The following is a 15055-nucleotide window of genomic DNA, read 5'->3' on the forward strand; positions in this document are numbered from 1 at the left end:
GCCATACGCAGGCAGCAGGGCAGCAGGGCGGCAGGGCAGCAGGGCGGCAGCCATATGCCGCGCACGCCGCCGTACGCCGCGCCGTTCCCGATCCGTCCCGCAAGCGCCGCCGCCCCCACTCGCACGGCGGGTTCGCCCTCAGGCCCCCACCACCGCCAGAACTCGCCGCGCCACCTCCCGCCCGATGGGGAGCGACGCCGTGGCGGCCGGCGACGGGGCGTTCAGGACATGGACCATCCCGGGCGACTCGGCGAAGAGGAAGTCGTCGACGAGGGTGCCGTCGGGCAGCACCGCCTGGGCACGGACGCCGGCCGGAGCGGGGCGGAGGTCCTCCTCGCGGGCGGCGGGAAGCAGGCGGCGGACCGCGTCGGCGAAGGCGCGGCGGGACAGGGAGCGGTGGAGCTCGCCGGCGCCGTAGCGCCAGTGGCGTCGGGCTATCCGCCAGGAGCCGGGATAGGCGAGGGTGCCGGCCAGCTCCGCGGGGCGGATCGTGCGCCAGTCGTAGCCCTCGCGGGCCAGGGCGGGGACGGCGTTCGGGCCGATGTGGATGCTGCCGTCGACGCCCCGGGTGAGATGGACGCCGAGGAAGGGGAAGGCGGGGTCGGGCACGGGATAGACCAGCCCGCGGACCAGGGCGGCGCGCTGGGGGGCGAGGGTGAAGTACTCGCCCCGGAAGGGGACGATCCGCATTCCGGGTGCATCACCGGCGAGCCGGGCGATCCGGTCGCACTGCAGGCCGGCGCAGTTGACCAGGGCGCGGGCGCGGTGGACCGTGCCGTCGGCCGTACGGACCGCCACCCGGCCGGGGCGGCGGCCGATCGTCGTCACCTCGGCGCCGTACACGATCCGGGCGCCGGCCTCGGTGGCGAGCGCGGCGTACCGGCGGGCGACGGCGCCGAAGTCGCAGATGCCGGTCGTGCCGACGTGGATGGCGGCCAGGCCGCGCACCTCGGGTTCGTACTCGGCTATCTGGGCGGGGCCCAGTTCCCGCACCGGCAGGCCGTGTTCGCGGCCGCGCTGGATCAGGCTGTGCAGCCGCGGCAGCTCGCTGCGGTCGGTGGCGACGATCAGCTTGCCGGTGACCTCGTGCGGGATGTCGTGCTCGGCGCAGAACTCGACCATCTCCGCCGAGCCCTGCAGCGCGAAACGGGCCTTGAGGGAGCCGGGTGGGTAGTAGATGCCGCTGTGGATCACGCCGCTGTTGCGCCCTGTCTGGTGGCGGGCCGGCCCCGGCTCCTTCTCCAGCACCACGACGCGCGTGCCCGGTGCGGCACGCGTGATCGCATACGCCGTGGAGAGCCCGATGATGCCGGCACCGATCACCAGCACATCGCAGTCGTACGCCGCCACTGCACCTCCCCAACCGGACCACGGCGGACCCGCCCCTGGCCGGGGGCCCGCACGTCGTTGCCGACGACGTACTCCATCATGACGGCCACCACTGACAATGCGGCAAGGACGAGCCGCGGCGGGCGGCCCCGCCGGGCCGCCCGCCCTCGCCGCGAGGTCCCGCCCCGCTACGCGGCGCTGCCCCCCGCTACGCGGCGCTGCCCCCCGCTACGCGGCGCTGCCCCCCGCTACGCGGGTGCCGCCAGCAGCGGCCGGGCCCGCTCGCGCAGCTCCACCACCCGCGGCTCGTCGCCGTACGGCTCCAGGCGGTGCAGCAGGTCGCGAACGTACTCGGTGGTGCGCGCCGACGAGATCCGGCCGGCCACCTCGACGGCGCGGGTGCCCGCCGCGCAGGCCGCGTCGAGGTTGCCCGACTCCAGTTCGGCGACCGCGGACACCACCAGGCGCAGCCCGTGCGAGCGGACGAACTCCTCCGTGGGGCGGGACAGCGCCTGCTCCGTGAAGCGGCGTACCTGGCGCGGCAGCCGCAGGTCGCGGTAGCACTCGGCGGCGTCGGCGGCGAAGCGCTCGTAGGAGTAGAAGTCCAGCCAGGAGGGGTCCGGGTCGCCGCCGCGGGAGCGTTCCAGCCACCCCTCGGACGCCTTCAGCGCCACCTCGCAGGCGCGCGCCTCGCCCGCCTTGGCCTGTGCCCGCGCCTCCACCAGGCGGAAGAAGCTCATGGTGCGGGCGGTCGCCAGGCCGCGGTTGCGCTCCAGGGCGGCCTGCGCGAGGTCGACGCCCTCGTCGGCGAAGCCGCGGTAGGTCGCCTGCAGGGACATCGAGGCCAGGACGTATCCCCCCAGGGGGACGTCGGCGGCGGCGCGGGCGAGGCGCAGCGCCTGGATGTAGTAGCGCTGCGCGGCCTCCTGCTGGCCGGTGTCGAAGGCCATCCACCCGGCGAGCCGGGTGAGTTCGGAGGTCGCGCCGAAGAGTGCCCGGCCGACCTCGTCGCTGTACGAGGCGAGCAGCAAGGGCGCCGCGTCCACTCGGAGGCACTCCGGCACCATCGACGAACGCCAATCCCCACCGCCGTACTTGGAGTCCCAGCGGCGGGCGTCCTCCGCCGCCTCGCGCAGCTTGGAGACATCGCTGTGGCCGACGTGCTGGGGGATCCCGGCGTCCCCGGCGGCCGCGGCATCCTTGTCGCGCGCCTCGGCCGCCTCCCTGGCCACCGAGCTGTCGGCGGGAGATATGAGCCAGCGCGAGGCGGGCGTCGCGTACGCGCTGACGGCGAAGGATCCGGCCAGGCTCTGCCAGATACCACCGCCGCCCGCCCGCCGCCCGGCCAGATCGAGTCGGTAGAGCTCGGTCGCGGACCGCACCGCCGCGCCCACATCGCGGGGAAATGCCAGGCCGACCTCGGGTGCCGGGTCCGCATCCGCCAGCCCGATCTCGTGCAGCGGCACCGGCCGACCGAGCTTGCTGCCGATGGCGGACGCGATCAGATGGGGCGCGGCGCCCTGCGGCACCATGCCCTTGGACACCCACCGGGCCACCGACGTCTTGTCATAACGAAGCGTCAGTCCACGCTGCGCACCCAGGTCGTTGACCCGTCGCGCCAGTCCGGCATTGCTGATACCCGCGAGGGCGAGAACAGTGCCGAGCTTCTCGTTCGGCCCGCGTATATCCCTGGACATGCGCACCCCTCGACACAGCGACAGCCGCCCCGGTGCCCCGGGGCATGCGTCCACCCAGAGTAGTTCGCCGGATCCCTACCGTTAAGGGCCGGTGTCCCGGATGGCGAGATTCGTGTTCAAACAGGGGTGCGGGAATTGGCATGTGCTCCGGGTACGTGTGCCCGTGCGCCCGTCCGTGCGCGCTGGCTGCTCTCCGACGGGAGCGCTTCCATAGGTGCTGCGTGGGTCGGCCCGCTGACTGGATCCAGTGGGCTGGGGGATACCGCCACCTCATTCCCCGCGGGTGGTGGTCCGGTCCGGGGGGCGCAGCCCGCCTCCCGGACCGTCGCACGGACCGGACGCCCGCCGGCCCGGCACCGGTTGACACCGCGGCCGTACGCGTCAACTGTGCTGGACCGCAAGGACTTTGGCTGAAAATCGCTGGGTGATGATTTCGCGCCGCCGCTCACTCGGGGGCGCCCCGGGGGCCACACGGGGGGCCACCCGGGGCCGGCGCGCCAACGCCCCGCGCGGGAAAACGCCCGCACACCGGCCCCCGCCGAGACCTCCCGCACGCCGCTGTCATGGCAGCATGGTCCGCGCAACACCATGGCGACAGCTTGGCAATCCGTTGTACGGGGCGGCCGTTGGCCCCTCGGCGGACGGGGATCGGGTGGAGGCGGCGATGCGCTGGTTGGTGGGGTGGAGCAGTACCGCCACGGGGCCGGCCGCCGGAGGAGCCGGCCCCGCGGTCCTCCCGGTGGGCGCCCAACTCCTGTGGGGCGAACCGGATCCGCTGTGGGCCGTCGGCGACTGGCGGCCCGACGAGGTACGCGTCGTCCGGGCCGACCCCGAGACCCGCCTCGCCGTCTTCGGCGTCTGCGGGGCCACCGACGACCAGCTGCGCGTCGGCCTGTTCGCGGCCCGCGGCGGCGCACTGCGCCATCTCACGGCCTGGCCCGGCAGTTACACCGCCGTCGTCCAGGTGGGGCGTCGGATCACCGTCACCGGCGACCTCGCCGGCGCCCGCCCCGTCTTCCACACCTCCTGGGCCGGCGGCACCGCCTACGCCACCGCCGCCCTCCCGCTCGCCGACCTGATAGAGGCCAGCCTCGACGTCGGCCACCTCGCCGCGCTGCTGGCCTGCCCGGACGCCCCTGAAGCGCTCGGCTCCGGCACTCCGTACGAAGGCGTCCGCCGCATCCCGCCCGGCCATGCCCTGGTGCTGCGCGGCGGCGCCCGCGACGTCACCTCGTACGAACCGGCCACCTCGCTGGCCGTCGCCGCACCCCAGATCGCCCCGGAGCAGGCCGTGGACGGCGTCCGCGCGGCGCTCGTCGAGGCCGTCCGGACCCGGCTCTCCGGCCCGCGGCACGTCCCCGATCCGGAGGGCCTCGACCCCGGGCCGGTGCCGGGCATGGGGCCGGCCGAGCGCCGCGCCGCGCGCGGCGCACCGGCACCCGGAGTCGGCGCCGACCTCTCCGGCGGCAGCGCCTCGGGAACCCTCGCCCTGCTGGCCGCCGGCCTCCCCGGGCAGCCCGGCACGCTCAACGGCCATGGCGCACGACTGCTCGCCGTCACCTTCAACGACCTCGCGGCCGCCACCGCCGGCCGGGCCCACCACGACGCCGAACTGGAACGCGCCCGCAGCATCGCCGACAACCCGCGCCTGCGGCATGTCGTCGTCGCGGCGGGCGAAGAGGCCCTCCCGTACGCCGACCTCGCCTCCGGCCCGCTCACCGACGAGCCCGGCCCCTCGCTCATCACCGCTGCCCGCCACCGCCGGCGGCTGCTGGCGGGCAGCGCGGACCACTTCGTCGGGCACGGCGCCCGCCAGGTCCTCGACGCCCACCCGGCACGCCTCGCCGACCTCCTCATGGACCGCAGGCGCCGCCACCTGCTGCGCCCGGTCACCGCGCTGGCCAGGGCCGACGGCCCCTCCGCGCAGTCCGTGCTGGTCCCGTTCACCGTCTACCGCGCCGCCCGCAAGCTCGCCCGCACGCCCTACGGCGAGGGCATCGCCGACACCGCACGCTGCCTCCTGGAGCGGCAGTTCGCCGACGAACCCGTCAGCGGCGGCGCGGTCGACGCCTCGCTGGCCGCCCTCGCCTGGTGCCGCCCGGGGCCCGCCGCGCGCTGGCTCACCGGGGAGTCGCTGGCTCAGGTGTCGGTCCGGCTCGGTGACGCGGCCGCCCGATCGCCCGCCATCGGCCGCCCCGGTGAGCGCCGGGCCCGCGCGGCGCTCACCCGGCAGGCCGCCGACCAGCGCGTCTTCGAACAGGCGGCAGAAGTCCGCAACCAGCGGCTGCACGCCCCGTTCCTCGACAACCAGGTCGTCCTCGCCTGCCGGGCCCTGCCCGACACCCTGCGGGTGCAGCCGGACGCACGCGCGTCCATCCTGCGCTCGGTGCTCTCCGGATCCGGCGTACGCGATCTGCCGCCCGGCTGGGGCACCACCTCGCACCTCCCCCGGACCGCTTCGGTACGGGCCGGGCTGCGCACCGCCGTCCGTGAGCTGGTCGAGCTCTTCGACGCGCCGCTGCTCGCCGACGCGGGCCTGGTGGAGGCACGGGTGGTGCGCAAGGCGCTGCGGTCGGCTGCCGAGGGCGAGCCGTTGCCGCTGGACGGGCTCGCCGAGCTCGTCTCCACGGAGCTGTGGCTGCGGCGACTGCTGGCGCGGCGCGGCACCTGCTGGACGGGCGCGGCGGCGCGGCAGCGGGCACTCGCGGGGGGCGTGGTGCCGCGCGCGAGCCTGTGAGCGGCCGGGCGGTGGCCCGAAAGCCGGGCCGGCCACGCCGCCCCTTCAGCGGCAACCGATCCGCCCCTTCAGCGGCAGCTGATCTGCGACTGCGCCCAGTCTGCCAGCGCCGCCACGTCCGTGGCGGACGCCGGCTCGACGACCAGCCGCAGCGTCCGACGGCCCGCCAGCGGGACATGCACCGGCACCGCCGGCTCCCCGGCGTGCACCACGCCGGACTGCCACAGCCGGGTGCCGTCCGCGTAGACGGAGAACCGCACCGCCCCCAGGCCCAGGCTCAGATCGTCGACCCCCGCGACCGCGTCGTACGCGGTGCACCGGCGGTTGAGATCGATGAGCAGCGAGGACGGACCGTGCACGGTCACGCCGTTCGGATAGGCCGTGCCGTCGACGTGTGGCCGCTTCCGCTGCCACAGCCAGCTGCTCTCGAACGCCCGCACCTCCGGCTCGGTGCCGTCGCCGGCGACGTCGTACGACAGTGCGCTGAGGAGGTACGGGGTCGTCGGGGCCGGCGGTGTCGGGGTGGGCTCCGGCGGCGTCGGGGCCGGCGTCGGCTTCGGCGGCGGGGGAGCCGGCTTCGCGTGCGTGGGAGTGGGCGTCGGGGTGGGTGTGGGCGTCGGTGTGGGGTGCGGCCTCGGGGCCGGCGGGCGGCCGGCGACCGGCGGGACGGGCTTGGGCGGCTGCCGCGACGGCTCGGGGGAGGGGGTCCGGGGCGCGGAGGGCGCCGGCCGGTGCGGCTCGGCCTGCGGCTCCGGCGGCGGCTGCGGGGAGCCGGTGAGCGCCAGGGCGAGCGCCGCGCCCGCCACCACCGCGGCCCCTACCCCGATACCGACCTTGACCGGCGCGCCCAACCCCTCGCCGACCGCGGCGCCCCCGGCGCCACCGGCCCCACCGGAACCACCGCCCGCGGCGGCCGCGGCACCGGCCCCCGCCGCCGCACCCGCGGCCCCCGCCACCGCTGCCGCCGCCTTGACGGCATATCCCGCGGCGAACCAGCCGATGACCGCGACCGGCAGCACCGCGCCGATCCGCTCATTGACGTCCGCGACCTCCAGCGCGGCCGTACGGCACCGGGCACACTCGTCCAGATGCTTGCGCAGCCCCCGCTCGGCGCGCACCCGCAGCCCGCCCCGGGCGAAGGCCCCGAGCCGGTCGGCGTACCGCGCGCAGTCGCCGCCGGCCGTCAGCGACTGGCTGACGTGCGCCTGCAGATACGCCTGCTTGAGGCCCTCGCGGGCGCGGTGTGCCAGGACGGCGGTGGCGTTCGCGGTCAGCCCGAGCAGCGGCGCGACCTCGCTCGGCGACTCGTCCTCGATCGTGGTGTGCCACAACACCGTCTGATAGCGCTCCGGAAGACTGCGGAAGGCCTGCACCGCCATCGACTGCTCGGCTTCGTGCATGGCCCGCACGTCCGCGCCGAGGTCCAGGGTGTCGTCGTCCATCGACGAACCGGCCGCGGAGACCGCGAACACCGCGAAGTCATCGACGAGTTGCTCCCGCCGCTGAGTCTTGGCCCAGGCCGCGGCGACCCGCCGGACGGTCGTCAGCAGATAGGCACGGACCGCGGAATCGGGGCCCGCGCCGCCACGCACCGCCTGCAGGGTGCGCGCGAAGACCTCGCCGGTCAGATCCTCCGCGGTGTGCGTGTCCCGGCAGCAGCTGCGCGCATAGCGCCGTACCGCCGCCGCGTGCCGGCGGTACATCTCCTCGTACGCGGCGTCGTCGCCGGCCCGCATATCGGCGATCAACTGGCTGTCCGAGGGCGGCGGTTCGGCGCCCTCGCCGACGCCCTCACCGACGCCCGGGCCGGTGGCGGCACCGGGCGTCGCACGCTCGCCGGAGCGACCGCGCTGCGCCGGCACCGCACGGCCCGCGTCCTCGCCGCGGCTCCGCCGTTCGGCGGCCCGGCCCGACGGGGGCGTCGCCCCCAGCGGCCCGGTCTGCCCGGGAACCTGGGGAGCCGGACCGCCCCGCTCCCCGGCACCTGCCTCGCGGCCAGGCAGCTCGTCCCGCTCGTCAACACCCATCGCTGAGGCCCCCGAACACGCCGTCACACCGGAACACCGCGCAAGCGTGCCACACCCGTGGCCCGTGGCTCAGGGTCCCGGCGGGCAACCACTCATCCGAGGATCGTTCTTGTACGACCGCACTACCGTTCACCCGTACGGGGCGCCGGCACCGGGCCGTGCGGATCCCACCGCGCCATCCGGTCGGCGCCGTCCGGACACCCGCCCGACGGGGAGGCGCCCGGGCCGCACCGGCCGGCGCACCTCACCCGACCGGGCGTGAGCGCAGTCCCTCCAGCAGGATCTCCAACAGCCGTGCGGACGCAGCCTGTTGCTGGCCGGCGTCCGGCAGCGACGGCGCGCCCGTGGCGATCACCAACAGGACGTCGGCGACGGTCACATCGGCCCGCAGCTCACCGGCCGCCCTGGCACGCTCCACGAGCCGCCCGACGACCTCCAGCAGCGCCTGCGCGCCCGCGGTCTCCTCCGCTGCCGCCGGCCCGCCCGCCAAGATCTCCGGGACCGTCGCCGGCTCGTCGCGCTCGTCCTCCGGCGCACCGCGCTGGGGGACGACCCGCAGCTCGGTGTCCGCTTCCGAGGCCACCCGTTGCAGCGGCACCCGCGCCTCGGTCAGATCGTCGGCCGGTTGCTCGGTGTCCGCGCTCACCCGCAGAATGCTCGGCGGCAGCAGCCGCCCGGCACCCGAGGCGACCGAGGTCCGCAGGAAGCGGGAGAGCGCCGCCCAGGCGTCGTCCTCCTGGCCGAGAGCCGTCCGTGCCTGGTCCGTCAGCCGCGAGGTCTCCTCCTCGGCTATCCGCCTGACCAGGACATCCTTGCTCGGGAAGCGGCGGTAGACGGTGCCGACACCGACCCGGGCCCGCCGCGCCACGTCCTCCATCGGCGCGCCGTAGCCCAGCTCGCCGAACACCTCGCGGGCGGCCCGCAGGACATGCTCCAGATTGCGCTGTGCGTCCACCCGCAGCGGCGTGCTCCGGCCGCTCACGACCGGGCCGGCGCCGGTCGTGGCACCCTGCCCCCCGTTGCCGCTGTGATGGGTTCTTCCGTTGCGGTGGCCGATGGTGGTCCCGCCGCCGTCGGAAGTCTCCGCGGTAGCGACGGCTGTCGGCCAATGAGAGCCCTGAATATGCATAGTGATTCCCCCGGTAATGACGTCTCCCCCCGGAGACTCCCCGCCCTGACGGTCGGGGCGTACCGACGAGAGGGTGCACCCCAACGAGATACGAACATAGTTGAGCCCGGGTCAAGAATGAAGAGGGTGTTCCGCACCGTGCGCCCCCCGATCGGCCCAACGGACCGGATCCGCCCCGATTGCGCACTCGCCCGACTCCCGCCACCCGGGCGCTGACCTGCACACCTTCCGGTCCGTCCGCGGAAGATGACCGTCCGCCCCGATGACCGGCCCCGTCATCCATTTCGTCGGGCCTGTGGACAAAGCCGTTCCGGGGGTGCGTCATGGAACTGTGGTGTCGGGTCGACCTCGCGAGGAGTACCTCTGTGACGGCAGTGTCTTCCAACGAAATGGCGCGAATTCTCGTCGTCGGCGGCGGCTACGTAGGGATGTACACCGCCCTGCGGCTGCAGCGGAAGATGAAACAGGAGTTGCAGGAGGGCTCCGTCGAGATCATCGTGGTCGATCCCGAGCCCTATATGACCTACCAGCCGTTCCTGCCCGAGGCCGCGGCCGGCTCCATCTCCCCACGCCATGTCGTCGTTCCCCTGCGCCGGGTGCTGCCCCGCTGCCGGGTCGTCATCGGCGAGGTCACGTCCATCGACCACAGCGAGCGCAAGGCCGTCATCACGACCCTGGCCGCCGAGGAGACCGGCGAGGGCGCGGTCCAGGTGGCGTACGACGAACTGATCCTCGCGCCCGGCTCGGTCTCCCGCACCCTCCCGATCCCCGGCCTGGCCGACTTCGGTATCGGCTTCAAGACCGTCGAAGAGGCCATCGGCCTGCGCAACCACGTCCTCGCACAGCTCGACATCGCCTCCTCCACCCGCGACCCGGCGGTCCGTGACGCGGCGCTGACCTTCGTCTTCGTCGGCGGCGGCTACGCGGGCGTGGAGGCGCTGGCCGAACTGGAGGACATGGCCCGCTACGCCGTGCGCTACTACCACAACATCGAGCCCGAGGACATGAAGTGGATCCTGGTGGAGGCGACCGACCGGATCCTGCCGGAGGTGGGCCCGGACATGGGCCGGTACGCCGTACGCGAGCTGCGCGCCCGCAACATCGACGTACGGCTGGAGACCCGGCTGGACTCCTGCGAGAACCGCGTCGCCGTCCTCGGCGACGGTGCCCGCTTCCCGACCCGCACCCTGGTGTGGACCGCGGGCGTCAAACCGCACCCCATCCTCGCCTCGACCAAGCTGCCCCTCAACTCCCGCGGCCGCCTCAAGTGCACGGCCGCGCTCCAGGTGGACGGCGTCGAACACGCCTGGTCCGCCGGGGACGCCGCCGCCGTTCCCGACCTGACGGCCGACCCGCCCGCCGACTCGGACGGGCACCCCGTGACCTGTGCCCCCAACGCCCAGCACGCCGTCCGGCAGGCCAAGGTGCTCGCCGAGAACATCGCGGCGACCCTGCGCGGCGACCCGGTCGAGAACTACGCCCACAAATACGTCGGATCGGTGGCCTCGCTCGGCCTCCACAAAGGCGTCGCGCATGTCTACGGGCGCAAGCTCAAGGGCTACCCGGCCTGGTTCATGCACCGCGCCTACCACCTCAGCCGGGTACCGACCTTCAACCGCAAGGCCCGGGTGCTCGCCGAGTGGGTCCTCGCGGGCCTGTTCAAACGCGAGATCGTCTCGCTCGGCTCGCTGGAGAACCCGCGCGCCGAGTTCGAACTCGCCGCGGGCACCGGTCGGCACAACGAAGCCAGTTGACGGCCCCGTTCCCCCAAGGGAATTGACGTTTCGCCACCCAGGGGATCCCGCTGCGCACCGGAGCGCGGAACTCCACGCCGACCGCCCGACGTCTGACGGATGTCAGTCCGGTCGGCCACACTGGACGTGTGACCATGGGTGGGCTCGTATCTGCAAAGAGTGACAATCACGAGGATTCTGGACGTTTGCTGCATTCCGCGAGAGGGCGCCGAAGGTGCCCCCATCCGACACTCCACCGGCCCTGGGCCGGGCGGAGCCAAGGGGAGCACCCGCAAGCCGACGGCCCGATCCCGCGCGACGACGCGAAGTAAGAGGTATCCCTCCGTGATCTTCACGCGCTGGAGCGCCAAGCTCCCCGGCACGCAGCGGCGTACCGCTGCGCGATCCGACCGCGCCACGCCGTCCGCCGGGCCCGCCGCACCGGCGCCGTCCGCCACCCCACCGGAGCCGGGCGACACGCCGACCACCTCCGGCACGGGATCCGTCCCCGCCGCCCGCGCCGAACCGCCCTCGCCCGAGGGACCGGCCCCCGCCGCCCTGGCACCCACCGTCGACGCGCTGTCCGTCCACGACATCCTCGGCACCATCCCCGCCCTGGTGGCGGTCGTCTACGGCCCCGAGCACCGCATCGCCTACGTCAACGGCGCCTACGCCGGCGTCTTCGGCCCCCGTCCCGCCGGGCACACCGCCCGCGAGGCCCTCCCCGAGCTCGACGAACTGGGCCTGCTCCCGCTCATGGACCAGGTGCTGCGCAGCGGTAAGCCCCGCACGGTCAAGTCCCGCCGGGTCCCGGGCGGCGGCGGCCCGGACCACTCCCGCGACGGCTACTACACCTTCACCTGCACCCCGATCGAGGTCGCCGCCAGCGGCCCGGCGCCCGACCCGGAGGTCGCCTGCGTCGCCCCGCACCACGGCGTGCTGGTCTTCGGCGCGGATGTCACCGACCAGATCGAGTCCGCGGAACGCCTCCGCGTCAGCGAGGCCCGCCAGCGCGAGGCCGCCGTCACCCTCCAGCGTTCCCTCCTGCCCCAGGAGCTGGAGCAGCCCGACGACCTCCGCGTGGCTGCCACCTACCAGCCCGGCGGCACGGACGCGGCCGTCGGCGGCGACTGGTACGACGTCATCACCCTCGGCGCAGGCCGCACGGCCCTGGTCATCGGGGACGTCATGGGCCGTGGCGTGCGCGCCGCCGCCGTCATGGGCCAGCTCCGCACCGCCGTACGCGCCTACGCACGCCTCGACCTCCCGCCCCACGAGGTCCTCCAGCTGCTGGACGGCCTGGCCGCCGAGATCGACGCCAGCCAGATCGCCACCTGCGTCTACGCCGTGCACGACCCCAACGAAGCCCGCCTGGTCTACGCCTCGGCCGGCCATCTGCCCATCCTGGTCCGCGACGCCGACGGCGTGGTCCGCCGCGCCGCCGAACCCACCGGCCCACCACTCGGCACGGGCGGCTGGCTGCACTCCTCCGGCTCCGTCCCCCTCAGCCCCGGCTGCAGCGCCGTCCTCTATACCGACGGCCTCGTCGAACGCCGCGACAAGGACATCGACCACGGCGTCGACGCGCTGGAGGCGGCGTTCGCGGGCGCCACCGGAGCCCCCGACATCGTCTGTGACCGCCTGCTGCGCTCGCTGGGCATCACCGCGACCCACGACGACGACGTCGCCATCCTCGTCATGCAGCACCCCGAACGCACCGGCCACGACGCCGAGTTGTTCCACAACGCCGCCCTCGAACTCCACGGCGGCACCGAAGCCGCACCGCGCGCCCGCGCCTTCGCCTCCGGCGTCCTGGCCTCCTGGCGCTTCTCCCCCGAGCTGCACGACCTGGGTGTCCTCGCCGCCAGCGAGCTGGTCGCCAACTCCCTCCAGCACGGCACACCCCCGATGCGGCTCCGGCTCCGCCGCACCGACCGCCGCCTGATCGTCGAGGTCACCGACGGCGACGATCACCTCCCCCGCCGCCGCCGTGCGGAACCGGTCGACGAGGCCGGCCGCGGCATCTCCATCGTCGCGACCATCGCCTCGTCCTGGGGCTCGCGCCGCACACCCGGTGGCGGCAAAGCCGTCTGGTGCGAATTCGTGCTGCCTCGCAGCTAGGGCCTGTCGTTCGGATCAGGCGGGCGCACCACGAGGGTTGGCCGAGGGTCGGCGGACAGCCCTCGGCGCTGCCCGGAGCCGGGCGGCGGTCGTCACACCGTCGCGGCCACCGGCTCCGACCGGGGCACGGGAACGGCGGCCACCGCCCGATGGGGATTGTCCTGAACCGGCCGCAGCATCCGCCCCAGCCGCAGAGACAACCCGGTGATCCCGAGCGCACACACCACGAGCATCGCGATGTACGCCACGGACATCCCGTGGCCCACCATCAGCGCACCCACCGCCGGCCCCACGGCCAGCGCCAACTGCTTGACCAGCGCGAACGCCGAGTTGTACTGCCCTATCAGCGAGGCCGGGGCCAGATCCGCCACCAGCGGAGCCACCGTCGGCGACAGCATCGACTCACCGATGCCGAACAGTGCGTACGTCGAGATCAGCAGCGCCGTCGCCACCACCTGCGCGCCGTGAACCAGCCCGGACGCTCCGGCAGCCACCCACGCCACGGTCCATATCAGCCCGACCATGGCCATGACCCGGCTGCGCCGCCGCCGCTCGACCAGCTTCAGCACCACGAACTGCGCCGCCACGATCGCCGCCGTATTGGCCGCCAGTGCGATCCCGAGCGTGGCCGGCGCGATCCGGGTGACCTCGGTGGCGTACGCCGCCAGACCCGACTCGAACTGCCCGTAGCAGGCGAAGAACAGCACGAAGCCCAGCACACACAGCCACACCATCCGCCGGTCGGCGAACAGCGCCCGCCATGCCCCCTTGGGCCGCTCCTCGGTCGGCACCGGGTCCTCGACCTTCGGCGCCCGCGGCAGCCGTACGGACGCGATCGCGGCACCGAGCACCAGGAACATCACGGCCTCGATGGCGAACAGCCGGACGAAACTCGCCGGATGCGTCTCATCGACCAGCAGACCACCGACCAGCCCACCGACGCCGAGCCCCAGATTGTTCAGGAAGAACTGCGTCGCGAACGCCCGCGACCGGGTCACGGTCGTCGAGCACCACACGATCATCGTCGCGAGCGCCGGCTGTATCACCGCGATACCCGCGCCGAGCGCCACGGCCGACGCGATGACCAGCGGCTCGGTGTCCGACAGCCCCAGCCCCAGCGCACCGATGGCCGCCGAGACCGTACCCACGACGGCCACCGGCAGCGGACCCCGCCGGTCGATCACCCGACCGGTCAGCGGCAGCACGGCCAACGCGGCCACGGCCAGCATGGCCAGCACCACACCGGCCGTACTCGCACCGAGGTCCCGCACCTTCGCCACATAGACGTACAGATACGGAACCGTGAAGCCGTTCCCGAACGCGCTCAGCGCGTTCCCCAGCTGGATCCGGCGCAACGCGGCGCCCATCGCGGTGGTCACACTCACCTACCTAGGTCAGTTCAAAAGACGAATAAGAGACGTGAACCCCCGAGCCGCGACAGCCCTGAGGGGGACCGGACAGTCACACCCTGAAGACTTCAACTCTAAAGTTCGAAGCTAAAGACTACACAACGAAGGACTTCGACGCCAATGACTTTCGTGTCATACTGCGCCGCATGCCTGAGCCCTCAGATGCGGCCCCCGACGCGACCGAGCCGAGCCTCGAGGAGCAGATCGCGGCCTACCAGCGTGAGTTCCAGGCCCTCGACCCCCAGGTCGAGCAGGTCGTCTCCGCACTACAGCGCCTCAATCGCCGGATGAACGTCGCCTACGGCCGACAGACCGCGACCCTCGGCCTGAGCAACGCCGAATGGGAGGTCCTCAAGGCGCTCGTCGTCTCCGGCGCCCCCTACCGGCTGGGTCCTGGTGAACTCGCGAAACGCCTCGGCCTCACGCCGGCAGCCATGACCCATCGCATCGACCGCATGGCGAGCGAGGGCCTGGTCACCCGGGAACGCGACGAGAACAACCGGGTCCGCGTCATCGTGGAGCTGACCCATGAAGGCCGCGAGAAGTGGCTGGAGGCGATGCGCCTGGCGACGGTCTTCGAGGAGGACCTCCTCCAGGACCTCTCCACCGACGATCGCCACCGCCTCGGCAAGGTCCTCACCCGCCTGCTGCGCCGCGTGGAAGACGCCCAGCCGGACGCCGAAGGCCGCCTCAACGACCTCGACTGACCCAGGTTGACACGCCCCTGGCCCCTCCGTAGTGTTCTCCGAGTTGCCACAAGGCCGTAACGGTTCTGCGGCAACCATCCCGCCGCTTCGCGGCACACCACTACTGCACGGCTCCTCAACGGGAACGATTTCGGTATGCCGAAATTCGGACCGGGACTCGATTATG

General features: G+C 73.6%; 9 protein-coding genes. 4 read left to right on the forward strand and 5 right to left on the reverse strand.

Annotated features, from left to right (window positions below):
- Positions 1 to 138 precede the first annotated feature (138 nt).
- Positions 139 to 1350, reverse strand: a complete 1212-nt coding sequence (gene lhgO / locus ACGFML_RS27250) for an L-2-hydroxyglutarate oxidase (RefSeq protein WP_393547975.1) — start codon at positions 1348 to 1350, stop codon at positions 139 to 141.
- Positions 1351 to 1577: 227 nt separating this feature from the next.
- The gene (locus ACGFML_RS27255; protein ID WP_018092687.1) at positions 1578 to 3026 is read right to left on the reverse strand and encodes a hypothetical protein; all 1449 of its coding nucleotides are present in this window, start codon (positions 3024 to 3026) and stop codon (positions 1578 to 1580) included.
- Positions 3027 to 3690: 664 nt separating this feature from the next.
- Here ACGFML_RS27255 and ACGFML_RS27260 point away from each other — a divergent pair.
- Positions 3691 to 5763: an asparagine synthase-related protein gene (locus ACGFML_RS27260; RefSeq protein WP_393547978.1), complete on the forward strand. Its 2073-nt coding sequence runs from the start codon at positions 3691 to 3693 to the stop codon at positions 5761 to 5763.
- Positions 5764 to 5831: 68 nt separating this feature from the next.
- On the opposite strand, the gene ACGFML_RS27265 is transcribed toward ACGFML_RS27260, so the two are convergent.
- Entirely contained in the window at positions 5832 to 7790 is a 1959-nt protein-coding gene (locus ACGFML_RS27265; protein WP_393547980.1) for a sigma-70 family RNA polymerase sigma factor, read from the reverse strand.
- A gap of 244 nt (positions 7791 to 8034) precedes the next feature.
- Positions 8035 to 8919 (reverse strand): TetR/AcrR family transcriptional regulator, encoded by an 885-nt coding sequence (locus ACGFML_RS27270; RefSeq protein WP_393547982.1) that lies wholly within the window; start codon positions 8917 to 8919, stop codon positions 8035 to 8037.
- A gap of 389 nt (positions 8920 to 9308) precedes the next feature.
- Here ACGFML_RS27270 and ACGFML_RS27275 point away from each other — a divergent pair, with 389 nt between their 5' ends.
- Together ACGFML_RS27275 and ACGFML_RS27280 are read left to right on the forward strand one after the other, a co-directional pair.
- A complete protein-coding gene (locus tag ACGFML_RS27275; protein WP_393548007.1) occupies positions 9309 to 10673 on the forward strand; it encodes an NAD(P)/FAD-dependent oxidoreductase in 1365 nt (454 codons plus the stop codon).
- A gap of 324 nt (positions 10674 to 10997) precedes the next feature.
- A complete protein-coding gene (locus tag ACGFML_RS27280; RefSeq protein ID WP_393547984.1) occupies positions 10998 to 12773 on the forward strand; it encodes a SpoIIE family protein phosphatase in 1776 nt (591 codons plus the stop codon).
- Positions 12774 to 12865: 92 nt separating this feature from the next.
- Here the strand turns inward: ACGFML_RS27280 and ACGFML_RS27285 are convergent, their stop codons facing one another.
- Complete coding sequence (locus tag ACGFML_RS27285) at positions 12866 to 14152, reverse strand: MFS transporter (protein WP_393548009.1); 1287 nt, start codon at positions 14150 to 14152, stop codon at positions 12866 to 12868.
- 176 nt (positions 14153 to 14328) lie between these two features.
- Here ACGFML_RS27285 and ACGFML_RS27290 point away from each other — a divergent pair, with 176 nt between their 5' ends.
- On the forward strand, positions 14329 to 14889 hold the full coding sequence (locus ACGFML_RS27290; RefSeq protein WP_393547986.1) for a MarR family winged helix-turn-helix transcriptional regulator: 561 nt from the start codon (positions 14329 to 14331) through the stop codon (positions 14887 to 14889).
- The last annotated feature ends 166 nt before the right edge of the window (positions 14890 to 15055 follow it).

This window comes from Streptomyces sp. NPDC048650 (assembly GCF_043199095.1).
Classification (GTDB): Bacteria; Actinomycetota; Actinomycetes; order Streptomycetales; family Streptomycetaceae; genus Streptomyces.

Coding starts and splice junctions, on each gene's coding strand:
- ACGFML_RS27255 (WP_018092687.1), bottom strand. CDS start 3,026: ATGTCCAGGGATATACGCGGGCCGAACGAGAAGCTCGGCACTGTTCTC.
- ACGFML_RS27260 (WP_393547978.1), top strand. CDS start 3,691: ATGCGCTGGTTGGTGGGGTGGAGCAGTACCGCCACGGGGCCGGCCGCC.
- ACGFML_RS27265 (WP_393547980.1), bottom strand. CDS start 7,790: ATGGGTGTTGACGAGCGGGACGAGCTGCCTGGCCGCGAGGCAGGTGCC.
- ACGFML_RS27270 (WP_393547982.1), bottom strand. CDS start 8,919: ATGCATATTCAGGGCTCTCATTGGCCGACAGCCGTCGCTACCGCGGAG.
- ACGFML_RS27275 (WP_393548007.1), top strand. CDS start 9,309: ATGGCGCGAATTCTCGTCGTCGGCGGCGGCTACGTAGGGATGTACACC.
- ACGFML_RS27290 (WP_393547986.1), top strand. CDS start 14,329: ATGCCTGAGCCCTCAGATGCGGCCCCCGACGCGACCGAGCCGAGCCTC.